Genomic DNA, 22,446 nt, shown 5'->3' with positions numbered 1-22,446 from the left:
CTCAGTTGTCGGCGATCCCCAGGAACCGCTGTGCGTTGCCCCGCAGCAGCAGTTCCCGTTCGGCGTCGTCGAGGAATCCGGCCTGGCGCACGACGCCGCCGGCCGGGCGCTCCCCCAGCGGGTACGGATAATCGCTTCCCACCATCACCTGCTCCGCCCCGAGCGTGTCCACCAGATTCCGCAACGCGGGCTCGGTGAACACGACCGAATCGACGCTGAACCGCCCGACGTACTCCGACGGCGGCTTCTCCGAAGTGGCGATGATGTCCGCCCGCTGGTGCCACGCGTTCTCCAGCCGCCCCAGCCAGAACGCGAACGACCCGCCCCCGTGCGCGAAGCAGATCCGCAAGCTCGGCGGCACCCGGTCGAACACCCCGCCGAGGATCATCGCGATGATCGACAGATGCGTCTCGGCGGGCATTCCGGTCAGCCACCGCGCCATCCAGCGGTCCAGCCGCGGCGCGAGCGGCATGTCCCACGGGTGCACGAACACCGGGACGCCGAGCGACGCCGCGTGCTGCAGGAAGGTCACCACGCCGGCGTCGTCGAGGTCGCGGTCGCCGACGTGGTTGCCGATCTCCACGCCCCGGTGCCCGGCCGCGACCGCACGGTCCAGTTCGCGGCACGCGGCGTCGGCGTCCTGCAAGGGAACCTGGCAGAACGGGATCAGCCGGTCCGGCGCGGGCGCGCAGATCTCCAGCGCGAGATCGTTGAAGACCCGGGCGATTTTCTCGCCCTGCCCCGGACTGGTTTCGTAGCCGAAGAACACCGGCGTCGGCGAGACGGCCTGCGCCTCGATGCCGTCGGCGTCCATGTCGCGCAGCCGGACCGACGCGTCCCAGCAGTCGGACCGGATCCGGCGGAACTCCTCCGAGCCGACCATGATCATCGCCTCGCGCTCGGTTTCCGCGCGCAGCCACGGCATTCCCTCGCCGAGGTCGGGCCAGCCGTGCGGGACGAAATGGCTGTGGACGTCGATCGCGCGCACGCTCAGCCCTTCCCGGGGTGCAGCGCACCGCAGTTGCCGCAGGTCCGGGCTTCCTCGGACGAGTAGAACTGCTCGAACACCGGCGGCAGGTCGTCGACGATGTCCCGCACCTGCAGTTCCACCTCGTGCACCTTCGCGTCGCACTCCAAGCAGAACCAGACGAACTTCTCGAGCGTGCCCTCCTCGCGGATCCGCTCGATCACGATCCCGATCGAACCCTCCTGCGGGCGCTGCGGCGAATGGTGCACGTTCCGCGGCAGCATCCACATCTCGCCCTCGCGGATGTCGACCCGCCGCGGGCCGTCCTCGGTCATCAGGTTGACGTGCATGTCGCCCTTGTACTGGTAGAACCATTCCTCGTACGGGTCGAGGTGGAAGTCGGTGCGCTGGTTCGGCCCGCCGACCACCTGCACGATGAAATCGCCCGTCGGGGCCCACATCTGCTTGTTGTTGACCGGCGGCTTCAGCTCGTCCTCGTGGTCTTTGATCCACTTCGCGAAGTCGAACACGGGCGGGATGGCGGTCATCGTTCCTCCTTGCCGGGGATCCGGGCGATCGCCTGGATCTCGATGAGCAGATGCGGATGCGGCAGCTGGTGCACCGCGACGGTCGTGCGGGCCGGGCCGTGCTCGTCGAAGAACTCGCCGTAGACCTCGTTGTAGCCGCCGAAATCGTTCATGTTGACCAGGAACACGGTCAGCTGCGCGAGGTCTTCGAGCCCCGCGCCGGCCGCGGCCAGGATGTCGCGGATGTTCTCGATGACCGCGCGGGTCTGCGCCCGGATGTCCAATGTGGTCACACCGGACTCGTCGGCCTCCGCGCCGGCGAACGTGTTGTCCGGGCGCCTGCTGCTGGTGCCGGAGACGAACACGAGGTCCCCGACGACCTTCACGTGCGGGAACCGCCCGCGCGGCGTCGCCTTCCCGGCGACGACATGGGCTTGCGCCACGCTCATCCCTCCTTGGTGCGAACGGAAACCGACCCCAGCCCGGCGACCCGGGCCTCCACATGCGTGCGCGGCTTCAGCGCCACCGCCGCGGTCGCCGCGCCAGCCAGCAGCACCGCCCCGTCGAACAGGCGGTGCCCGTACTCGGCGGCCATCCGCCGCGCCGCGGGGAGCGCCCGGAGCGGGTCGCCGAGGATGTCCGCGGTCGAGCCGGTCGCGACGACCTCGCCGTCGAAAAGCAGGTCCACGGCCAGCGCGTCCAGCCGACCGATCCGCGTCCACGGCCCGAGCACGAACGCGGACGCCGAGGTGTTGTCGGCGACCACGTCGGCCAGGCTGAACCGGAAGTCGCGGTACCGGCTGTCGATGATCTCGAGCGCGGGCGCGACGGCGACCGGCTCGGCGTCCGGACCGAGCCGGAACGCGACCTCGGGTTCGACCCGCGGATGCACGCCGCGGCCGACGTCGAACGTCCCGCCGTCCTCGATCCCCATGCGGTCGGTCAGCGAGCCGATGATCACGTCGGAGACGCCCATCTGCTCGGCCTTCGCCTTGCTCGTGAAACCCAGCTTGACCCCGGCCAGCCGCTCGCCGCGCTGTTCGCGCAACGCGATTCCGGCGTGCTGCACGGCGTAGGCGGTCTCCAGGGTCATCGGTTCGGCGCTGGTGAGCTGCGGGATCGCCTGCCCGGTGGCGGTCGCGCGGTCCAACAGTTCCGCACGCTCCTCGACAGTGCTCACAGCTGCACGCACACATTCGTCGGCTGGGTGTAGAAGTGCATCGAGTGCAGGCCGCCCTCCCGGCCGATGCCGGACAGCCCGACACCCCCGAACGGCGACCGGAGATCGCGCAGGTACCAGGTGTTGACCCAGGCCATCCCGACCCGCATCTGCTGCGCGACGCGGTGGCCGCGCTCCAGGTCGGTGGTCCACACGGCGGCGGCCAGCCCGTACTCGGTGTCGTTCGCCAGCCGGACGGCTTCCTCCTCGGTGTCGAACGGGATCAGCGCCGCGACCGGACCGAAGACCTCCTCGCGCACGACCCGCGCCGAGTTGTCCAGCCCGGTCCACAGCGTCGGTTCGATCCACGACCCGCCCGCGAGGTCCGGCCCGAGGTCCGGGACCGAACCGCCGGTCAGCACCGTCGCGCCTTCCGCCACCGCCAAGTCCAGATAGGACTGGACTTTCTTCCGGTGCTGCTGGGAGATCAACGGCCCGGTGGTGGTGTCCGGATCGTCCGGCCGTCCCAGCCGCAACGCTCTCGCCCGCTCCGCGAGCCCGTCCGCCACCGCGTCGAAGACCGACCGCTCGACGTAAACCCGCTCGGTGCACAGACACACCTGCCCGGTGTTCAGGAAAACCGAACGGGCGAGTCCGTCGAGTGTCTTTTCGAGGTCGCAGTCCGCGAACACCACCGCCGAGTTTTTTCCGCCCAGTTCAAAGGAAACCGGCCGGACCGACGGAGCGACCGCGCGCATGATCGCCGAGCCGGTCCGGGATTCGCCGGTGAACGTCACGCCGTCGATGCCGCGGTGCGTGGTGAGGTACTCGCCGGCGGAGTCCGGCCCGAAGCCGTGCACGACGTTATACACCCCGGCCGGCGCACCCGCCTCCGCGATCACTTCGGCCAGCAGCGTCGCGGTCGAGGGCGTCTCCTCCGAGGGCTTGACCACCACCGCGTTGCCGCAGGCCAGCGCGGGCGCGACCTTCCAGGTCAACAGCAGCAGCGGCAGGTTCCACGGCACGATCACCGCGACCACGCCCAGCGGCTTGGGCACCGCGTAGTTGAGCGCTTTCCGGCCGCCGGGCAGATCCGTCAGGAAGGAGTCGAGACCGGCCGCCGCGACCGTGTCCGCGAAGGAGCGGAAGTTCGCCGCCGCCCGCGCCACGTCCAAGTCGCGTGCCAGCCGCTCCGGCTTTCCGGTGTCGCGGACCTCCGCGGCGACGAAATCCTCGAACCGCTCCTCGATCCGGTCCGCGATCCGGCGCAGCAGGGCGGTGCGCTCGGCCACCGGCGCGCGTCCCCACGGCCCGTCCAGCGCGGCGCGCGCGGCCGCGACCGCCGCGTCGACCACGTCCGGTCCGGCCTCGTGGACGTGCGCGACGAGCGACCCGTCGACCGGGTCGACCTTCTCGAAGGTGCGCCGCCCGGCGACCCGGGTCCCGCCGACGACGTTGTGGAGTTCCGCAGCCATGAAGCTGACCGTAGGGACGTCCGGCATGCCTGGCCAATGCTCTTTGCCGCCGCTCCCATAGCCGCCCGGACATGGCTCCGGCGTGCCTGTTCCGGCATAACTTTCCCCGGAATGAGCATTGGCCAGGCATGACAGCGGCGGCGAAGGATGGCTCCCGTGAACGTCGATCGGGACCACAGGCTCAGCCGGGCCTTGCTCCGGCTCGCCCTCTCGTGACGCCGGAAACCGGTCCGGACAGTAATGTCGCCGGAATGGAGATGCCCCGCCTGCTCGACGGCCGCCTCAAGCTCAGGCACCTCGTGCTCGTGGACACCCTCACCGAGCAGGGCAGCGTCGTCGGCGCGGCCGCCGCCCTGCACGTCACCCAGCCAGTCGTCACCCGCGGCCTGCACGACCTCGAAACCATCCTCGGCGTCCCCCTCTACGAACGCGGCCCCCGCGGCATCACCCCCACCGAATTCGGCACCGCCTTCACCGAACACGCCCGCGCCGTACTCGCCCAACTCACCCACGCCGCCCGCCACGTCGTCGAAATCGCCGACGCCACCCGCGGCCGCGTCGTCGCCGGCATCCACCTCGCCGGCTCCAACCTGCTCCTCCCCCGCGCCATCGCACACCTCAAACAAGACCACCCCCTCGTCACCGTCGTCGTCCGCGAAGGCACCCCCGAAACGCTGCTCGTCGAACTCACCGCAGGCCGCGTCGACGTCATCGTCGGCCGACTCAGCGGCCCCGGCACCGAAAACACCCGACGACACGCCCTCTACCAGGAATCAATCCGCGTCGTCGCCGGCGCACACCACCCCCTCGCCGACCACGAGAGCGTCTCCCTCGAAGACCTCGCCGAATTCCCCTGGATCGTGCCCGGCACCGAAACCATGCTCCGCCACGAACTCGAAAGCCTCTTCGCCCAACACGGCCTCGACCTGCCCGCCAACCGCGTCGAAGCGACCTCCTTCCTCACCGTCCGGCAACTGCTCACCGAAACCGCCATGGTCGCCGCACTCCCCGGCCTGCTCGGAATGGACGACCCCCGACTGGCCACCCTGCCGACCCCGCTCGAGAACATCGGACACAGTGTCGGCCTCACCCTCGCCGCCGGACGCCGGCTCAACCCAGCCACCCAAGCACTCATCGAGTCCCTGCACACCGCCGCCGCCCAGATCGAAGACGCCTGACGCTTTCTGTCGCATTCTTGACGACCGACGTGAAGCCGTGATACCTCATGGAACCTCTGCGGAGGGAGCGTTCCATGGGTTACCGCTTGTCCACCGTCGACCCGGCCCGCACCGCGCTGGCCGTCATCGACATGCAGCACGACTTCCTGGCGCCCGGTGCCCCGCTGGAATCCCCGGCCGGACGCGCGATGATCCCCGTCCTGAACGACACGATCCGGTTCTGCCGCGACGCGGGCATCCCGGTCTTTTTCACCGCCCACGTCCATCGCCCCGACGGCACCGACATGGGCCGGTTCGCCGACCTGTACCCGCCGATCGCGGAGGGCCGGGCGCTCATCGACGGCACGCCCGGCGCTGCGCTCTACTCCGAAGTGGACCGCCGCCCGGACGAGCCGCTGATCCCCAAGCACCGGTACAGCGCCTTCTACGGCACCGATTTCGAAATACAGCTCCGCGGACGCGGCGTGGACACGCTGATCGCCACCGGAGTGACCACCGAGGACTGCGTCCACGCCACCATCCGCGACGCGATGTTCCGCGACTTCCGCACCGGAGTGCTGTCCGACGCGTGCGCCACCTACGACCACCCCGACCTTGGCCACGGCGCGATGTCCGCCGCCGAAGTGCACGCCGCGACCCTGGTCGTGCTCGCTCAGTCCACTGCGGACGTGCTCACGAGCGCCGAGTTCAAGGCGTTGGCGGAAAAAGGGGCGGCTTAGCCAGACCTCGCGGGGATCCGGGCGACTGCTGTCGGGCAAGCAACTCCCTCAGCCGCGCTCAGCAGTCGCCACCGCGTCGTGTCCGTGGATCCACTCCAGCGTTTCCTCGATCCGCCCCAACGCGACATCCCGCGCGTCCGCTGCCGGGCCGTCCGGCACGTGCAGCAACGCATTGGCCACCCACGAACTCCGCTGAATCGCCCGGGTCCGCGGCCGCCGGAGCTTCTCGTACCGGGCAAGCGCCGCGTCGCGGGAATCCGCCGCCAGGCACTCGGCGAGCGTCACCGCGTCCTCGATCGTCTGGTTCGCACCCTGCCCGTGGTGCGGCAGCATCGCGTGCGCGGCGTCGCCGAGCAGCACCACCCCGCCGCGATGCCAGCGGTTGAGCGGGTGCTGGCCGAACAGTCCCCACCGCTGAAGCAACGTCGTCGCGCCGACCATCTCGCGCACCGCCGGATGCCAGCCCTCGAAGGCGGCGTCGATGCGCTCCCGGGGAATGTCCTCGGTCCACGACTCCCCCGGCCAATTCGCCGGTTCGTCCAGCACCGCAAGGAAATTCACCACCGACCCGTCGCCGATCGGGTAATGCAGGAGATGCCCGCCCGGCCCCATCCAGAACTGGATCGCGCCCGCGTCCGGCAGCGACGGCAGGTGCGCCACCGGCACCAGCCCGCGAAACCCGCTCGAACCCGAATACCGGGCCAGCGGCATGTCGTCGACCCACGCCCGGACGGTCGAGTGCACCCCGTCCGCCCCCACCACGACGTCCGCGGTTTCGCTGCCGCCGTCGGCGAACTCGAGCCGATATCCCGCCCCGTCCTCGACCACCCCGGTCACCCGCCGGCCAAGATGGACGTTCCCGCACGCGCCGGCGAGAATCCGCTGCAAATCCGCCCGATGCACACCGAAATACGGCCCGGCGAACCGCTTTTCGTACGCCTCCCCCACCGGATACGCCGCCACGCGATGGCCGCCCCGCCAATGCCGGTAGACCAGCTCCGTCGGAACCGCCGAGCACGCGTCCAGCTCGTCGCGCAACCCGAGCCCCGCGAGCACGCGGGAACCGTTGGCGGACAACGCCACCGCCGCCCCGATCTCCCGCAGCTCCGCGGACCGCTCGTACACCTCCGCCCGGATCCCGCGCTCCCGCAACGCGAGCGCGAGCGTCAGCCCGCCGATCCCGCCGCCGACGATCGCCACCGCCATGAGCCCTCCTCGCCTCGTGTACCGATCGGTACATGGTTGGACGGTACGGCGTACCGATCGGTACAGTCAAGGGGTGGACTCCGGGACCGGCCGCCGTGCCGAACTGATGCAGCAAGCCGTGGACTACCTGGCGACGCACGGCATCGCGGACCTGTCGCTCGCCCCGATGGGCGAAGCGCTGGGGACGAGCAAGCGGATGCTGCTGTACTACTTCGGCAGCCGGGAAAACCTGATCACCGAAGCGATCGCGGCGAGCCGCCCGGACGTCACCGAACTCTTCCACTCCGTGCACGACGAGAAATCCCTCGCCGCCGCCGCGCACGCCCTGTGGCACGCGATCACCCGCGGCCGCCAGCAACGGCCGATCAACATCCTTTTCCAGGTGCTGGCCCTGGCCCCGACCCAGCCGGAGCGCTACCTGACCGTCGCGCGGGAAGCGATCACCGCGATGGTGGAGCCACTGGTGCCGGTGTACCGAAAACTGGGCTACGCCGAACCCGAGGCGGCCGCCCGAGCCAGCTTGCTGATCTCCGGCCTGCGGGGGTTGTGCCTGGACCGGATCGTCACCGGAGACGAGGAGAGGATCGAGATCGCGGCACGGGCGTTGATCGCCACTGCGGTGGCACCGCCCGCCAAGCCCTAACGCTCCAGAACCGCCGGCAACTCCGCCACCGACCCGAGCACATGCGTCGCCCCGTGCGCCCGCAAAGTCGCCTCGTCGTGCGCCCCAGTCAGGACCCCAGCCACCACTGACGCGCCTGCCCGGCGGCCGGTCAGCATGTCGAACCCGGTGTCCCCCGCCACCGCGACCGCGCGCACATCCGTGATTCCCAGCCGCAGCACCGCGGTCAGCACCATGTCCGGGAACGGCCGGCCCCGCCCGCCCGCGTCCGCCGGGCACACCACCAGATCTGCCAGGTCCGTCCACCCCAGCCGCCGCAGCAGCGCGTCCCGGGTCCGAGCCGAGAACCCCGTGCTCAAGCACACCCGGCGTCCCTGGGCGCGCAACTTGTCGATCGCTTCCTCCGCACCGGGAAGCGGCGCGGCCACCTCGATCGCCCGGGAAGCGAACGCGCTCTCGAAAACCTGATTCGCCTTCTCCGCCACACCGTCCGCCGGAAACAGCGCCCGGAAGACCTCGATCTTCGACTGCCCCATCGTGTCGCGGACGTAGGCGTCCACGTCCTCCCGCTCCGGCGAGTCCGCGGGCACCCCCACCGCCTCCAGTGCCGCCGAGAAAGCCGCCTCGACCGCGCCGTCGTCCCGGACCGTCGTGCCCGCCATGTCGAGCACGACCAGTTCCACCGTTCGCGTCATCGGACCTGCTCCACTTCCCGCCCGGTCACCGCGTGCACCGCGCTGATCAGGGCCATCGTCTCGATGTCCGCCGCGCTGCAGCCGCGCGACAGGTCGTGCAGCGGCGCCGCGACGCCCTGCAGGATCGGCCCGAGCGCGGTCGCCCCGCCGAGCCGTTCAGCGATCTTGTACGCGATGTTCCCCGCGTCCAGGTTGGGGAACACCAGCACATTCGCCCGCCCCGCCACCGTCGACCGCGGCGCCTTGGCCACCCCGACCGCGTCCACGACCGCGGCGTCGAATTGCAGTTCGCCGTCCACCGCCACGCCCGGCAGCCGTTCCCGCACCAGCGAAGTGGCCGCGCGAACCTTGTCCACCGCGGAATGCTTGGCACTGCCTTGCGTGCTGAAGGAAAGCATCGCCACCACCGGCTCAGTTCCGGTCAGCGCGCGATGCGTCGCCGCCGCACCGACCGCGATGTCGGCCAGCGCGTCCGCATCCGGCTCGGGGACCACCGCGCAGTCGGCGAACGTGAGCGATCGGCCGTCCCGCAACAACATCAGGAAACAACTGCTCAGGGTCCGCACCCCCGGAGCAAGCCCGACGATCCGCAGGCCGGCCCGCAGCACATCGGACGTCGGCCGCGTCGCCCCCGCCAGGCACGCATCCACCCGGCCCAGCGCGAGAAGCGCCGCGGAGAGGGCGACCGGGTCGGCCCGGACTGCCTCCGCCCGGTCCGGGAACGCCGTCGCCAGCCGCGCGAGGACAGCCTCGTCGGCAGCCAACGCGGAAGTGTCCAGCAACGGCGGCACCGGAAGCCCCAGCTCTGCCGCCGCAGCGGCGATCTTCGCGGCCGGACCTACCAGCACCGGCGAGATCTCGCCCCGGTCGACCAGGTGCGCCGCCGCGGTGACGGCGCGCGGATCGGCGCCGTCGGCGAGCGCGATCCGCGGGCGGGCATCGCCGACGCGGTCCCGCCAGGTCTCGGCCAGAGGGGCCATGGTCATCTCGCAAACTCCCTCGCGGACGGCAGTGCTCCCCGAGCAGGATCCCGACCCCTGGCCCCAAGGGACAGAGCCAGAACAGTGCCCGTTGACGGGTCCAGAAGCGCCCGCGCCTGGACCCGTCGACCGAGCGGTTTCTGGCACTTTCGCGGTGGCCAGTCCTCGCGCACTCTCGGTCGCACCACACACGGCAGATGGGAGCAGGCGATGAAGATCGGCGTGCCACGCGAGGTCAAGAACCACGAATACCGGGTGGCGGCGACGCCGGCCGGAGTGCACGAGTTCACCTCGGCCGGCCACGAGGTCTTCGTGGAACGCGGCGCGGGCGAGGGCTCGTCCATCCGCGACGAGGACTACGCGGCCGCCGGCGCGAAGCTGCTCGACCACGCGGACGACGTGTGGGGCACCGCGGAAATGGTGCTGAAGGTCAAGGAGCCGATCGCCGAGGAGTACCACCGGCTGCGTTCGGACCAGCTGCTGTTCACCTACCTGCACCTCGCCGCGAGCGAGCCCTGCACGAAGGCCCTGCTCGACGCGGGCACCACGTCGGTGGCCTACGAAACGGTCCAGCTGCCGAACGGCTCCCTTCCGCTGCTGTTCCCGATGAGCGAGGTGGCCGGACGGCTGGCCCCGCAGGTCGGCGCGCAGACGCTGATGCGCGTCAACGGCGGGCGCGGGGTGCTGATCGGCGGCGTCTCCGGGGTGCCGCCGGCCCGCGTGGTCGTGCTGGGCGCGGGCGTCGCCGGGATGAACGCGGTCGCCGTCGCGGCCGGGACCTGGGGCGACGTCGTGCTGTTCGACAAGAACGTGGACAAGCTGCGCGCCGCCGACCGGATGTACCAGGGCCGGATCCGCACCGCCGCGGCGAACGCGTACGCGATCGAGCAGGCGGTGCTGGAGGCCGATCTGGTGATCGGCGCGGTGCTCGTCCCGGGCGCGAAGGCCCCGAGCCTGGTCTCCAACGAGACGGTTTCGCGGATGAAGCCGGGCAGCGTGCTGGTGGACATCTCGATCGACCAGGGCGGCTGCTTCGAGGACTCGAGGCCGACGACCCACGCCGAGCCGACCTTCCGCGTGCACGAGTCGGTGTTCTACTGCGTGGCCAACATGCCGGGCGCGGTCCCGCACACCTCCACGCACGCGCTCACCAACGTAACGCTTCCCTACGCGCTGGAGATCGCGAACAAGGGCCTCCGCACCGCGGTGCAGGACACGCCCGAGCTTCGCGGCGGCGTGAACACGGTGGCCGGGGCGCTGACCTACGAGCCGGTCGCCCGGGCGCACGGCCTGGCCTTCACCGACGTCGCCGACGCGCTGGCCTGAGCCTCGTCGGCGTGGCGCGGGGTGGGAAAACCGGACGCCGCGAGTTACGTTTCAGCCCACCCCGCTGCACGTCGGCCGACTTGGGAGAGCGCACTTGCCCCGCACGTTGATCGAGATCGACCGCTCGTCGGACGAACCGCTGTACCGCCAGGTCCGGCGGGCGATCGAGCACGGGATCGCCATCGGCACGTTCGACCCGGCCCGCCGGCTGCCCAGCTCGCGGGAACTGGCCGTCGAACTGGGCGTTTCCCGGAACACGATCAACCTCGCCTACCAGGAGCTGGTCGCCGAGGGCTACGTGGAAAGCCGCGAGCGCAGCGGATTGTTCGTCAACGCCGAGATGCGCCCGCACTGCGCGGTGGAGGCCCGGGACACCGAATCGCGGATCGACTGGGCGAGCCGGGTGCGCCGGTTCCCGGACGCCGGCGTCGCCCACATCGAAAAACGCACCGACTGGGCGAGCTACCCGTATCCGTTCCTGGCCGGGCAGGTCGACATCACCGCGTTCCCGGCCCGGTCCTGGACCCGCTGCCTGCGCGACGCGCTCTACCGCCCGCACGTCTTCCACAGCCTGCAGGACAGCGTCGGTTCCGACGATCCGATGCTGGTCGAGATGGTCTGCCGGCAGCTGCTGACCACCCGCGGCATCGAGGCGGACCCGGAAGAAGTGCTGATCACCGTCGGCTCGCAGCAGGGCCTCGACCTGCTCGGCCGCGTGCTGCTCGGCCCGGACCAGGTCGTGGCCATCGAAAACCCCGGCTACCTCGACGCGCGGCACATCTTCCTCCGCACCGGCGCCCGCGTGACCGGCCTCGACGTCGACTCCCGCGGCCTGCAGCCGCCCGAATCGCTCGACGGGATCGATCTCCTGTACCTCACCCCGAGCCACCAGCACCCGACCAACGCGACCCTCGGCATCGGCCGGCGCCGCCAGCTTCTCTCGCAGGCCGCGGCGTCCGGCACCGTGCTGGTCGAAGACGACTACGACAGCGAATTCCGCTACCAGGGCAGCCCGACCCCGGCGTTGAAGGCGCTCGACAACACCGGCGACGCGGTCTACCTCGGCACCTTCTCCAAATTCCTCTCGCCCGGCCTGCGCCTCGGCTACCTGGTCGGGCCGCGCGAACTGGTGCGCGCGCTGCGCGAGGCGCGCCGCTACGTCCTGCGCCACCCGCCCGGCCAGCTGCAGCGGGCACTGGCGCTGCTCATCGAAAGCGGCGAGTACCACCGGTCGCTGCGCCGCTACCGCACGAAACTGATGCGCAAGTGGACCGCCACCACCGCCGCGGTCGCCGAATACCTGCCGTGGCCGCAGGGCCCGTATCCGCCCGGCGGCGTCAGCCTGTGGATGACCGGGCCGTCCGAACTGGACTGCCGGGTCCTCGTGCGGCGCGCGGAGGAACTGGGCATCCTCGTCGAACCCGGCGACATCTTCTTCCTCGGCGACGACCCGCCGCGCAACCACTTCCGCATCGGCTTCTCCGCCACCCCGCAGTCCGCGATCGACCCGGGGATCCGGCTGCTCGGCGACCTCTGCCGGGAGCTGCTGGACGCCTGAACCCGCCCGGCGGACGGGAACGCCCGCCGCGCCTCGGGCCTTGACAACCACCCAAAATATATAACATATTGTGCGACGCACTGGAGGCCGTCGGCAGCCAGGCCCCGACCACGACGAGGAGCGACCCGAGATGCTGCGTTTCGACGGCAAAGTGGCCCTGGTGACCGGCGGCGGACGCGGCCTGGGCCGTTCGCACGCCCTGCTGCTGGCCGCGCGCGGCGCTTCGGTGCTCGTCAACGACCTCGGCGGCGACCCGACCGGCTCCGGCGCCAGCCCGCGCCCGGCCGACGAAGTGGTCGCCGAGATCAAGGCAGCGGGCGGAACCGCCGCGGCGAACCACGACGACGTCGCCGCCGACGCCGAAGCCGTCGTGCAGGCTGCGATCGACGCGTTCGGGAAGCTCGACATCGTCGTGAACAACGCCGGCATCAACGTGCCCGCCCCGATCGGCTCGCCCGGCGCCGTCGACCAGATCCGGCGCCAGATGGAGGTCAACTTCTTCGGCACCGCCGCGATCGCCGCCGCCGCGTGGCCGCACCTGGCCGCCAGCGGGGCCGGCCGCATCGTCAACACCTCGTCGCCGACCATCGTCGGCTGGGAGGGCCAGACTCCCTACGTCACCTCCAAGGCCGCGGTCTTCGGGTTCACCCGGTGCCTCGCCCTGGAAGGCAAGGCGGCGGGCATCCGCGTGAACGCGATCGCGCCGACGGCCTACACCCGCTTGGCCGAGGAAGCCGACATCCCGGACTCGCTCAAGGAAACGCTCAAGGAGAAGATGACGCCGTCGATGGCGTCGCAGCTGGTCGCCTATTTCGCCCACGAAGCCTGCGCGGTGACCGGCGAAACCTTCCTGACCCAAGGCGGGCTCATGCAGCGCATCGCGCTCACCATGAACGAGGGCTACGCCAACCCGGACACCACCCCGGAGGACATCGCCGAGCACCTGGCGCAGATCGTCGACGACGCGACCAGCAAACCGCTCGGCATCGTGGGCAGCGAAGGCGAGGTATCGCTGCTCGACATCGTCTAGCGGGCGGCCGCTTCTGGCGCCACGCGCGCGTCGCTTTCTGGACCTGTTCGCGGGCCAGCTCCCCCGGCACTGTCGTGGGGGCAGGACACGTGGACAAGGAGGTCCCATCGTGGGCGAACCCGTCGCATCCGCTCGCCCGGCTCCCGACCTGGTGGTGCTCGGGGGCACGGTGCTGACCCTGGACCGAGGCGGGACCCGGGCGTCCGCGCTCGCCGCCCGCGACGGACGGATCGCCGAGGTCGGCGACGACCGCGCGATCGCCGCCCTCGCCGGTCCGGACACGACGGTGCTCGATCTGGCCGGGCGCGCCGTCGTCCCGGGATTCGTGGAATCGCACAACCATCCGTCGTTCTTCGGCATGGCGCTGGCCGCCCCGGTCGACGCCGGCAGCCCGCCCAACGACCGGATCAGCGACATCGCCGACCGGGTCCGGCAGGCGGCGCGCGATTTCGGGCCCGGCGAATGGATCAAGGGTTTCCGCTACGACGACACGCTCCTCGCCGACAACCGGCACCCGACCCGGCACGACCTCGATCCGGCCTCCCCGGGCAACCCGGTCCTGCTCACGCACGTGACCGGCCACTTCTCCGTGGCGAACTCCGCCGCGTTGCGAGCCGTCGGCATCACCGCGGCCACGCCCGATCCCCCCGGCGGCGTCATCGCCCGCGACGAACGCGGCGAACCGACCGGCCTGCTCATCGAGACGGCGGCGTTCCTGGTCAACTCCGCGATGCCCGCGCAAGGCCCGGACGAACTGGCCCACGCCCTCCAGCTGGCCGACGCCGAGTACCTGCGCAACGGCGTCACTTCGGTGCACGACACCGGAATCGGCCTGATCGGCGGCGAACAGGAACTCGCCGCGTACCGGATGCTGACCCGCGCCGGAAAGCTGCGCACCCGCGTCCACGGCTATCTCTTCCACACCCTCGTGCCCGGGCTCGCGGAGGGCACGCCGGAACCGCCAGATCCGTCGGATCCGGACGGCTTCACCATGAACGGCGTCAAGATCGTCGCGGACGGCTCGATCCAGGGCCGCACCGGCTGCCTGGCCGAGGGCTACACCTGCGATCCGGGCGAACACGGCATGATGCTGCTCGAACCGGACGACCTGTCCCGCCGCATCGCCGCGCTCGACGCCGCCGGCTGGCAGGTCGCGGTGCACGGCAACGGCGACGCCGCGATCGACGCGATCATCGACGGCTACGCCCGGCTCGGCGCGCCCGAGGGCACCGGCCGGCGGCACCGCATCGAACACTGCCAGACCGCCCGCGAGGACCAGCTCGACCGGATGGCCGAAAACGGCATCGCCGCGTCGTTCTTCATCAAGCACGTCTACTACTGGGGCGACCGGCACCGGGACGTTTTCCTCGGCCCGGAACGGGCCCGCCGGATCAGCCCGCTCGCGTCGGCCCGCTCCCGCGGCATCCACTTCGGACTGCATTCCGACACCCCGGTCACGCCGGTGCCGCCGCTGGAGGGCATCTGGTGCGCGGTCGCCCGGCAAACCAGCAGCGGCCGGCTCCTCGGCCCGGAGCAGGCGATCGACGTCGAAGCCGCCCTGCGCGGATACACGATCGACGCGGCATATCTGGCCGGCGAGGAAGCGAGCAAGGGCAGCCTCGAGGTCGGCAAGCTCGCGGACCTGATCGTGCTGTCCGAGGATCCGACCACTGTGGACCCGAGCCGGATCCGGGACCTGACCGTCGACGCCACGGTGATCGGCGGACAGCTGGTCTGGCAACGCGATCCGGCCACGGCGGGAGGCATCCGATGATCCGCAGCTGGCCGAGCCTGTGCATCGGGCTGGGCATCCCCGCCGTCGCCATCCTCGGCGGAATCCCGCTGGTGGCGGGTTCGCCCGCGACTGTCGCCGGGTTCCCGCTGGTGTTCTTCTGGATGTTCCTCTGCTTCCCGCTGACCACCCTGTGCCTGTGGATCAGCTGGCGGTTCTTCGACCGCCGGCACTACCCGGCCGACACCCCCGCGGCGAAGGAGGACCGGGAATGCTGATTCTCATCGTCGCGGTCGTGATGGGACTGTCGATCCTGCTGGCGCTCTGGGCCGGCCGCTCGTCGCGCGGCGGCGGGATCTCCGAGTTCCTGGTCGGCGGCCGCTCGTTCCCGCCGTGGCTGCTGTACTTCCTGGCGGTCGGCGAGGTGTACAGCATCGGCACGATGATCGGTTTCCCGAGCGGGATCTACGCGCACGGCGCGAGCTACGGGATCTGGTTCCTCGGCTACATCCTGCTCGCCTACGCACTGGGCTATTTCCTCGCTCCGCTGGTCTGGCGCGCGGCGCGCAAACACGACGCGATGACCGTCCCGGACGTCTTCGGCCGCCACTACGGCAGCCGGACGCTGGAACTGATCACGTGCGTGACCATGCTGATCGCGCTCGTGCCGTGGGGCCAGTACCAGTTCATCGGCCTGCAGGTGGTGCTGAGCAACCTCGGCCTGAAACTGACGCCGGTGCAGTGCGTGCTGCTGGCCGGGATCATCGCGTTCGCCTACATCGCCGTGTCCGGCATCCGCTCCCCCGCGTTCGTGTCGATCCTCAAGGACGTGTTCATGCTGCTCGGCGTGGTGCTCGTCGGCCTCGCCGCGGTGCTGGTCGCCGGCGGGACGTCCGGGGTGACCGGGCCGGAGGCGCTGGCGCGGGCGCAAACCACGATGGGCGGGCAGGAACTGTGGTTCGCGATGACCACGATCCTGTTCCAGAGCGTGGTTTTCTACCTCGGCTTCGGCGGCGCGTACGTGTTCCCGGCGCGTTCGGAGCGGGCGGTGAAGAGTTCGACGGTGTGGATGCCGCTGTACATGCTGATCTACCCGTTCCTCGTCTTCGCCGCGTACTACGGGCTCAAGCAGCACCCCGGCCTGAAGAACCCGAACACGGTCTTCATGGTGACCGCGAAAGGCCTTCTCCCGGAACCGGTTCTGGGCCTCGTGGCCGCCGGCGCCGCGCTGTCCGGCGTCCTGGTGCTGTCCGCCACGGCGCTGGCGATCGGCGGCATGGTCAGCCGGAACCTGGCCCCGAACGTCCGGCCCGCGGCACAGCGCCGCTGGACGGTCGTGGCGGTCGCGGTGTTCCTGGTGCTCGCCGCCGTGCTCACGCTGACCGCCTCGACGCTGATGCTCACCGTGCTGAACCTGACCTACAACCTGCTGGCCCAGGTCGTGCCGGGCTGGCTGGCGATCCTGTTCGCCCGGCGGGTCCGCACGGCCGCGATCGCGACCGGCATGGTGGTCGGCGTGGTGACCGCGGTCGTCCTGTACGTCACCGGCGTGACGCTCGGCGGCCTCAACACCGGTCTGGTGTCGATGGGAGTCAACCTGGTCATCGTGTTCGGCTGGAGCCTGCTCTCTCCCGGCGAGCGGCGTTCCCCGATCGCCCGGGAACGCACCGGACCAGCCGCGGCCGCGCCGATCGCGCAGCCGACCGGCTAGCGGCGGGCGATCAGGTCGAGGATCTCGCGGAAGGCACGGAATCCCGTGCCTTCCGCGGCGTCCAGGGCCAGGCTCCGGCGGTAATACGCACTGAGATCGAGGCCGACCCCGATGCCGTACACCTCCGTATCGCTCCGCTCCAACCCATCCGCCACCTGCACCAGATGACGGTCGAGATAACGCTCCTCATTGGCCAACGCGGTCGCCCCGTCCATCGGACTCCCGTCCGACAACACGAAAACCAACCGCCGCCGGACATCGCACGCCCGCGCCCGCTCCGCCGCCCACGCCAACGCCTCGCCGTCGATGCCTTCGCGGAACAAGTCGGCCTTCAGCAACGCGGCGACCTCCCGCCGAGCGCGCCGCCAGGGCGTCGCCGCGTCCTTGAACACCAGATGCCGGCGCTCGTTGAGCCGCCCTGGCTGTGTCGGCCGCCCGGCGCGCAGCCAATCCCGCCGCGCCCGGCCGCCGTGCCAGGCACCCGTGGTGAAGCCGAGGATCTCGCACCGCGCACCGGCGAGATCAAGCGCGCGAGCGAACAGATCGACCAGCACCGCAACGGTTTCCCGATGCGCCTTCATCGAACCCGAACAGTCGATCAGGAAGGTGACGAGGACGTCGGCGACCGGTTCGGTCCGCTCGACCCGGAACACCCGGTGGTCCGCGGGCGTCGCGATCAGCCGCGCGAGGGCCCGGCCGTCGATCCGGCCTTCCTCCTGCGCACCGTCCCAGCCGGACCGTTCCGGCTCGGCGAGCACCGCGGTGAGTTCCCGCGCGAGCCGAGCGACGTTGACGCCCTGCTTCGCCACCCGCGCGTCCAGCTGCTCGCGCAACTCCCGCAGCAATTCCGGCCGCACCAACGGTCCCGCCCGGTCCTCGCGGTCGTAGGCGGTGGTGAAAACCCGATACGACCCGGCCGCGACCGGTCCGTGATGGTCGCCGAGGCCCGCGGTGCCGCCTTCCTCGCTGCCGGTTTCGTCATCGAAATCCAGCAGCAGCGCGTATTCCGCAGGGTTTTCTTCGTCCTCCGCGTCTTCCGGCTTGTCCGGCTCGAGCAGTTCGGCGACCGCCTCGGCCAGCGCCCGCGCATGCTCGGCGAACGCGGCCTGATCAGCCCGATTCCGCCGCAGCCCGGCCAAGTGCGCGCCGAGCCTCGGCGCGAGCGCCGCCCGGGTCGCCTCGATCAGATCCTCGGTCTCTTCCACGACCGGCTCGCCGGTGATCCGCGCCCGGGCGACCTGCGCGACGGTGTAGATCAGCACGCCGCGCGCGGTCTCGGTCAGTCCATTGCGGTGCGCCGACAGCGACCAGCGTTCGTGCCGCCGCCGCAAATTCGCTGTCACGCCAGGAAAACCGGCCGGGACCAACGACTCCACCCGGAACTGCTCCAGCAGCTCGAACAGCAGCCGCTCGACCCCGCCGTCCGGCCGCAACCGCTTGTGCAGTTCCCGATCGGACCGGCTCAAGTGCAGCGCCATGCCGTCCGCCGCGCCGCGGAAGGACGGCACATCCTCGTCCTCGGCCCGCAAATGCGGCGCGGGCATCGGCACCGGGCGCGTGCCGCGATGCAGGCGCCCGCCCCGGAAATGCGCGTCAGGCGTCCCGGCGACCGCCCGGATGGCCGCCGCGGACAGCTCCTCCACCTGCTGGCGGCGCCGGGTCTCGGGCGCGCTCACGCCGCGGCCAGCTCCAGGTCGAAGCAGCGCTGGAAGTACTCGGCGACGACCGGCCGTTCGGCCTCGTCGCATTTGTTGAGGAAGGTCAACCGGAACGCGAGCGCCGGATCGCCGAAGATCTCGCAGTTCTCCGCCCACGTGATGACCGTGCGCGGCGACATCAGCGCGGACAGGTCCCCGGCCCGGAACCCCTCGCGGGTCAGCCCGGCCACCGCCACCATCGCCTCGACGAACTGCCCGGACAGCCGGGGCACGCGCGCCCGCACGATCGCGGCTTCCTCTTCCGGGGCCAGGTAATCGAGCGCGGCGACGATGTTCCACCGGTCGATCTGCGCGTGGTTGAGCCGCTGGACGCCGTGGTAAAGGCCGTTGAGATTGCCCAGCCCGACGGTGTTGGCGGTGGCGAACAGCCGGAAGCCCGGGTGCGGGCGCAGCACGGTGTTGCTGTCGATGAGCGTGAATTTGCCGTCCCGTTCGAGCAGCCGCTGGATGACGAACATGACGTCCGGCCGTCCCGCGTCGTACTCGTCGAGGATCAGCGCGGTCGGCCGCCGCAGCGACCACGGCAGGATGCCCTCGCGGAATTCGGTGACCTGCTTGCCGTCGCGCAGCACCACCGCGTCCTTGCCGACGAGGTCGAGCCGGCTGAGGTGCCCGTCGAGATTCACCCGCAGGCACGGCCAGTTCAGCCGCGCGGCGACCTGTTCGACGTGCGTGGACTTGCCGGTGCCGTGCAGGCCCTGCACGAGCACGCGCCGGTTGTGCGCGAAGCCGGCCAGCAGGGCGAGCGTCACGTCCGGGTTGAACCGGTAGGCGGGATCGATCTCGGGCACGTGCTCGTCCGGCTCGGAGAAGGCCGGGACGACCAGGTCGGAGTCGAGGCCGAACGCGTCGCGCACGGCGATCCGGGCGTCGGGGCCGTCGGGGCACAACGGGTTCATCGGAAGACCTCCGTCAGGACGGGATGCTGTCGGCGTCGTCGGCCGAACCCTCGGCCTCGACCTCCTTGATCGCTTCGGCGGCCCGCTGCAACGCGGGAAGCGCCTGCAAAGCCTTGTCGGCGGTGAGCCGCATGACCGGGGCCTGCACCGCCACCGCCAGGTTGGAGCGTCCGGTGCGGCTGGGCACCAGCACCGCCACGCACACGAGCCCGGGCAGGAATTCCTCGTCGTCGAGGGCGAATCCGTCGCGCCGGATCCGGGCGAACTCCTCTTCGAGCGCGTCGAGATCGGTGACCGTCTTCGGGGTGTACCGCTTGAGCGGCGCGTGCGCGAGCAGCTTGCGCCGCTGCGCCGGGCTCATCTGCGACAGGATGATCTTGCCGCTGGCCGAGCAGTGGATCGGCACGCGCGAACCGGGCCGGAGGTAGAACCGCAGCGGCTCGGGCGTCTCGACGCGGTCGAGGTAGACGATCTCGCTGCCGGACAGCGCGGTGATGTTGCAGCTCTCCCCCAGCTCGTCGACGAGGTGGTTGAGCACCGCGCGGCGCGCGCCGTGATGGGTGGCGTTGAGCAGCAGGTTCTCCGCGAGGCGGCGCAGCCGGTCGCCGGTGCCGTAATGCCGCCCGTCGGCCTGGCGCACGAGCAGGCCGGCGCCTTCCAGCTGCTGCAGCATCCGGTGCAGCGTCGGCTTCGGCAGGCCGGTCTCCTCGACCAGGCTCTGCAGCGTCACCAGCTGGTCCTTCGCCGCGATCAGCTCGAGCAGCGAGAACAGCCGCATGGTCGGGGTGTCTCCGTCGAGGCCCGCGCCGTCCGGCTCGCGCACGAGTTCCACGGCGCTGGTCTTCCGCAACTCACTCACGTTCCGAAAACTAGCACATCCTGTCTCGTTTTCCAGCAACTGCCGGTTGACCTCCCGCTCGCGGCGTCCTATCGTCCATCGCGTTCAGCTTTCACGAACACCACGTACCGAAAACCAAGACTTTCAGCGGCGAAGGAGTTCACCATGGCGGAGAGGAAGACGGGCGACGGCCGCACCGTCGTCAGCGGGACGGCGAAGATGACCCCGTCGGAGGCCTTCGTCGAGACGCTGGTGGCCAACGGCGTCACCGACATCTTCGGCATCATGGGCTCGGCGTTCATGGACGCGATGGACATCTTCGCGCCGGCCGGCATCCGGCTCGTCCCGGTCGTGCACGAGCAGGGCGCCGCGCACATGGCCGACGGCTACGCCCGGGTCAGCGGCCGCCACGGCGTGGTCATCGGGCAGAACGGCCCGGGCATCAGCAACTGCGTCACCGCGATCGCCGCGGCGTACTGGGCGCACAGCCCGGTCGTGATGATCACGCCGGAGGCGGGCACGATGGGCACCGGGCTGGGCGGCTTCCAGGAGGCCAACCAGCTGCCGATGTTCCAGGAGTTCACCAAGTACCAGGCGCACGTCAACAACCCGAACCGGATGGCCGAGTACACCGCGCGGGCCTTCGACCGGGCGCTGTCGGAGATCGGCCCGACGCAGCTGAACATCCCGCGCGACTTCTTCTACGGCGAGATCGAGACCGAGATCCCGGAGCCGCAGCGGCTCGACCGCGGCCCGGGCGGCGAGAAGAGCCTCGCCCAGGCCGCCGAGCTGCTGGCCACCGCCGAGTTCCCGGTCATCATCTCCGGCGGCGGCGTGGTGATGTCCGACGGCGTCGAGGAGTGCAAGGCGCTCGCCGAACGTCTCGGCGCGCCGGTGGTGAACAGCTACCAGCACAACGACAGCTTCCCGGCCAGCCACCCGCAGTGGTGCGGCCCGCTCGGCTACCAGGGCTCGAAGGCCGCGATGAAGCTCATCTCGCAGGCGGACGTGGTGATCGCGCTCGGCACCCGGCTCGGCCCGTTCGGCACCCTGCCGCAGCACGGCATGGACTACTGGCCCAAGAACGCGAAGATCATCCAGATCGACGCCGACCACAAGATGCTCGGCCTGGTCAAGAAGATCACCGTCGGCATCTGCGGCGATGCGAAGGCCGCCGCGGCGGCGCTGACCGACCGGCTCGCCGACCGCACCCTCGCCTGCGACGCCACCCGCGGCGAGCGCGCCGCGCGCACCAAGGCCGAGAAGGACGCGTGGGAGGAAGAACTCTCCGCGTGGACCCACGAGAAGGACCCCTACTCCCTCGACATGATCGCCGAGCAGGAGCAGGAGGAGGGCAACTGGCTGCACCCGCGCCAGGTCCTGCGCGAACTCGAGAAGGCCATGCCGCCGCGGGTGATGGTCTCCACCGACATCGGCAACATCAACTCCGTGGCGCACAGCTACCTGCGCTTCGAGGAGCCGCGGTCGTTCTTCGCGCCGATGTCCTTCGGCAACTGCGGATACGCGCTGCCGACCATCATCGGCGCCAAGGCCGCCGCGATGGACCGGCCGGCGATCGCGTACGCCGGCGACGGCGCGTGGGGCATGAGCATGGGCGAGATCATGACCGCGGTCCGGCACGACATCCCGGTCACCGCCGTCGTGTTCCACAACCGCCAGTGGGGCGCGGAAAAGAAGAACCAGGTCGACTTCTACGACCGCCGGTTCGTCGCGGGCGAACTGGAAAGCGAAAGCTTCGCCGGGATCGCGCAGGCGATGGGCGCGGACGGCATCGTCGTGGACAAGCTCGAGGACGTCGGCCCGGCGCTGAAGAAGGCCGTCGACGCGCAGATGAACGAGGGCCGCACGACGGTCATCGAGATCATGTGCACCCGCGAGCTGGGCGACCCGTTCCGCCGCGACGCGCTCAAGAAGCCGGTGCGGTTCCTGGAGAAGTACCAGGACTACGTGTAACCGCCGCTTCGCGAACCGAGAACCGGCCGGGCCCCGCGCCCGGCCGGTTTTTTCGCGTCCGGCTCTTTCGCGTCCGGGTTTTCGCTTCGAGGCCCGGATCTGGCCCCAGTGAACCGGCGCTTTCTGGCTCTG

General features: G+C 70.6%; 21 protein-coding genes. 10 read left to right on the top strand and 11 right to left on the bottom strand.

Going from position 1 to position 22,446, the window contains the following annotated elements; translation table 11 throughout:
• Position 1 precedes the first annotated feature (1 nt).
• Genes L942_RS29680 through L942_RS29660 form a run of 5 tightly spaced genes read right to left on the bottom strand, consistent with a single transcriptional unit; the run spans position 2 to position 4,128 of the window.
• Complete coding sequence (locus L942_RS29680) at positions 2–988, bottom strand: amidohydrolase family protein (protein ID WP_037366932.1); 987 nt, start codon at positions 986–988, stop codon at positions 2–4.
• A gap of 2 nt (positions 989–990) precedes the next feature.
• Entirely contained in the window at positions 991–1,515 is a 525-nt protein-coding gene (locus L942_RS29675; protein WP_037366930.1) for a 3-hydroxyanthranilate 3,4-dioxygenase, read from the bottom strand.
• Positions 1,512–1,937, bottom strand: a complete 426-nt coding sequence (locus L942_RS29670; RefSeq protein ID WP_235079480.1) for a RidA family protein — start codon at positions 1,935–1,937, stop codon at positions 1,512–1,514. Before L942_RS29670 ends, L942_RS29675 begins: the two co-directional genes overlap by 4 nt.
• 2 nt (positions 1,938–1,939) lie before the next feature.
• On the bottom strand, positions 1,940–2,674 hold the full coding sequence (locus L942_RS29665) for a 2-keto-4-pentenoate hydratase (protein ID WP_051166339.1): 735 nt from the start codon (positions 2,672–2,674) through the stop codon (positions 1,940–1,942).
• Positions 2,671–4,128 carry a 2-hydroxymuconic semialdehyde dehydrogenase gene (locus L942_RS29660; RefSeq protein ID WP_037367073.1) on the bottom strand — a complete coding sequence of 486 codons (1,458 nt, stop codon included), beginning with the start codon at positions 4,126–4,128 and terminating at the stop codon, positions 2,671–2,673. The genes L942_RS29665 and L942_RS29660 overlap by 4 nt, the downstream gene beginning before the upstream one ends.
• A 251-nt stretch (positions 4,129–4,379) precedes the next feature.
• Here L942_RS29660 and L942_RS29655 point away from each other — a divergent pair, with 251 nt between their 5' ends.
• Positions 4,380–5,306, top strand: a complete 927-nt coding sequence (locus tag L942_RS29655) for a LysR substrate-binding domain-containing protein (RefSeq protein ID WP_037366926.1) — start codon at positions 4,380–4,382, stop codon at positions 5,304–5,306.
• 74 nt (positions 5,307–5,380) lie between these two features.
• On the top strand, positions 5,381–6,025 hold the full coding sequence (locus L942_RS29650; protein ID WP_037366923.1) for a cysteine hydrolase family protein: 645 nt from the start codon (positions 5,381–5,383) through the stop codon (positions 6,023–6,025).
• A gap of 48 nt (positions 6,026–6,073) precedes the next feature.
• Here L942_RS29650 and L942_RS29645 read toward each other — a convergent pair whose 3' ends face one another.
• Entirely contained in the window at positions 6,074–7,231 is a 1,158-nt protein-coding gene (locus L942_RS29645) for an FAD-dependent monooxygenase (protein ID WP_037366920.1), read from the bottom strand.
• A 73-nt stretch (positions 7,232–7,304) separates the two neighbouring features.
• On the opposite strand from L942_RS29645, the gene L942_RS29640 reads away from it, so the two are divergent.
• Positions 7,305–7,874 (top strand): TetR/AcrR family transcriptional regulator, encoded by a 570-nt coding sequence (locus L942_RS29640; RefSeq protein WP_037366918.1) that lies wholly within the window; start codon positions 7,305–7,307, stop codon positions 7,872–7,874.
• Here the strand turns inward: L942_RS29640 and L942_RS29635 are convergent.
• Together L942_RS29635 and L942_RS29630 are read right to left on the bottom strand one after the other, a co-directional pair.
• Complete coding sequence (locus L942_RS29635; protein ID WP_037366916.1) at positions 7,871–8,548, bottom strand: phosphonatase-like hydrolase; 678 nt, start codon at positions 8,546–8,548, stop codon at positions 7,871–7,873. The genes L942_RS29640 and L942_RS29635 overlap by 4 nt on opposite strands.
• Positions 8,545–9,534 carry a phosphotransacetylase gene (locus L942_RS29630; protein ID WP_037366914.1) on the bottom strand — a complete coding sequence of 330 codons (990 nt, stop codon included), beginning with the start codon at positions 9,532–9,534 and terminating at the stop codon, positions 8,545–8,547. The genes L942_RS29635 and L942_RS29630 overlap by 4 nt, the downstream gene beginning before the upstream one ends.
• A gap of 204 nt (positions 9,535–9,738) precedes the next feature.
• Between L942_RS29630 and ald the strand changes: the two genes are divergently transcribed.
• The 6 genes from ald (at position 9,739) to L942_RS29600 (ending at position 16,885) form a co-directional block, all read left to right on the top strand.
• On the top strand, positions 9,739–10,854 hold the full coding sequence (gene ald / locus L942_RS29625) for an alanine dehydrogenase (RefSeq protein ID WP_037366912.1): 1,116 nt from the start codon (positions 9,739–9,741) through the stop codon (positions 10,852–10,854).
• Positions 10,855–10,948: 94 nt separating this feature from the next.
• A complete protein-coding gene (gene pdxR / locus L942_RS29620; protein ID WP_037366910.1) occupies positions 10,949–12,412 on the top strand; it encodes a MocR-like pyridoxine biosynthesis transcription factor PdxR in 1,464 nt (487 codons plus the stop codon).
• Between the two features lie 130 nt (positions 12,413–12,542).
• Positions 12,543–13,442: an SDR family NAD(P)-dependent oxidoreductase gene (locus L942_RS29615; protein WP_037366908.1), complete on the top strand. Its 900-nt coding sequence runs from the start codon at positions 12,543–12,545 to the stop codon at positions 13,440–13,442.
• 109 nt (positions 13,443–13,551) lie between these two features.
• A complete protein-coding gene (locus L942_RS29610) occupies positions 13,552–15,216 on the top strand; it encodes an amidohydrolase (protein ID WP_051166337.1) in 1,665 nt (554 codons plus the stop codon).
• Complete coding sequence (locus L942_RS29605) at positions 15,213–15,452, top strand: DUF3311 domain-containing protein (protein ID WP_037366905.1); 240 nt, start codon at positions 15,213–15,215, stop codon at positions 15,450–15,452. Before L942_RS29610 ends, L942_RS29605 begins: the two co-directional genes overlap by 4 nt.
• Positions 15,446–16,885 carry a sodium:solute symporter family protein gene (locus L942_RS29600; protein ID WP_037366902.1) on the top strand — a complete coding sequence of 480 codons (1,440 nt, stop codon included), beginning with the start codon at positions 15,446–15,448 and terminating at the stop codon, positions 16,883–16,885. The genes L942_RS29605 and L942_RS29600 overlap by 7 nt, the downstream gene beginning before the upstream one ends.
• Here L942_RS29600 and L942_RS29595 read toward each other — a convergent pair.
• The 3 genes from L942_RS29595 to L942_RS29585 are packed head-to-tail and all read right to left on the bottom strand — an operon-like array spanning position 16,882 to position 20,361.
• The gene (locus L942_RS29595) at positions 16,882–18,561 is read right to left on the bottom strand and encodes a cobaltochelatase CobT-related protein (protein WP_037366901.1); all 1,680 of its coding nucleotides are present in this window, start codon (positions 18,559–18,561) and stop codon (positions 16,882–16,884) included. The genes L942_RS29600 and L942_RS29595 overlap by 4 nt on opposite strands.
• Positions 18,558–19,502: an AAA family ATPase gene (locus L942_RS29590; RefSeq protein ID WP_037366898.1), complete on the bottom strand. Its 945-nt coding sequence runs from the start codon at positions 19,500–19,502 to the stop codon at positions 18,558–18,560. Before L942_RS29590 ends, L942_RS29595 begins: the two co-directional genes overlap by 4 nt.
• Before the next feature lie 13 nt (positions 19,503–19,515).
• Positions 19,516–20,361, bottom strand: a complete 846-nt coding sequence (locus L942_RS29585) for an IclR family transcriptional regulator (RefSeq protein ID WP_037366896.1) — start codon at positions 20,359–20,361, stop codon at positions 19,516–19,518.
• A gap of 144 nt (positions 20,362–20,505) precedes the next feature.
• Between L942_RS29585 and xsc the strand changes: the two genes are divergently transcribed.
• Complete coding sequence (gene xsc, locus L942_RS29580; protein ID WP_037366893.1) at positions 20,506–22,314, top strand: sulfoacetaldehyde acetyltransferase; 1,809 nt, start codon at positions 20,506–20,508, stop codon at positions 22,312–22,314.
• Positions 22,315–22,446 lie beyond the last annotated feature (132 nt).

This window comes from Amycolatopsis orientalis DSM 43388 (assembly GCF_000411975.1).
GTDB lineage: Bacteria > Actinomycetota > Actinomycetes > Mycobacteriales > Pseudonocardiaceae > Amycolatopsis > Amycolatopsis orientalis_D.
Note: the sequence above shows the minus strand (reverse complement) of the source record. Positions and strands in the feature narration are given on the sequence as shown.

Bases quoted from the DNA above. Each gene is read 5' to 3' on its own strand.
- L942_RS29590 (WP_037366898.1), bottom strand. From the start codon at position 19,502: ATGAACCCGTTGTGCCCCGACGGCCCCGACGCCCGGATCGCCGTGCGC.
- L942_RS29675 (WP_037366930.1), bottom strand. From the start codon at position 1,515: ATGACCGCCATCCCGCCCGTGTTCGACTTCGCGAAGTGGATCAAAGAC.
- L942_RS29615 (WP_037366908.1), top strand. From the start codon at position 12,543: ATGCTGCGTTTCGACGGCAAAGTGGCCCTGGTGACCGGCGGCGGACGC.
- L942_RS29600 (WP_037366902.1), top strand. From the start codon at position 15,446: ATGCTGATTCTCATCGTCGCGGTCGTGATGGGACTGTCGATCCTGCTG.
- xsc (WP_037366893.1), top strand. From the start codon at position 20,506: ATGGCGGAGAGGAAGACGGGCGACGGCCGCACCGTCGTCAGCGGGACG.
- L942_RS29655 (WP_037366926.1), top strand. From the start codon at position 4,380: ATGGAGATGCCCCGCCTGCTCGACGGCCGCCTCAAGCTCAGGCACCTC.
- L942_RS29650 (WP_037366923.1), top strand. From the start codon at position 5,381: ATGGGTTACCGCTTGTCCACCGTCGACCCGGCCCGCACCGCGCTGGCC.
- L942_RS29605 (WP_037366905.1), top strand. From the start codon at position 15,213: ATGATCCGCAGCTGGCCGAGCCTGTGCATCGGGCTGGGCATCCCCGCC.
- L942_RS29635 (WP_037366916.1), bottom strand. From the start codon at position 8,548: ATGACGCGAACGGTGGAACTGGTCGTGCTCGACATGGCGGGCACGACG.
- ald (WP_037366912.1), top strand. From the start codon at position 9,739: ATGAAGATCGGCGTGCCACGCGAGGTCAAGAACCACGAATACCGGGTG.
- L942_RS29645 (WP_037366920.1), bottom strand. From the start codon at position 7,231: ATGGCGGTGGCGATCGTCGGCGGCGGGATCGGCGGGCTGACGCTCGCG.
- L942_RS29660 (WP_037367073.1), bottom strand. From the start codon at position 4,128: ATGGCTGCGGAACTCCACAACGTCGTCGGCGGGACCCGGGTCGCCGGG.
- L942_RS29630 (WP_037366914.1), bottom strand. From the start codon at position 9,534: ATGACCATGGCCCCTCTGGCCGAGACCTGGCGGGACCGCGTCGGCGAT.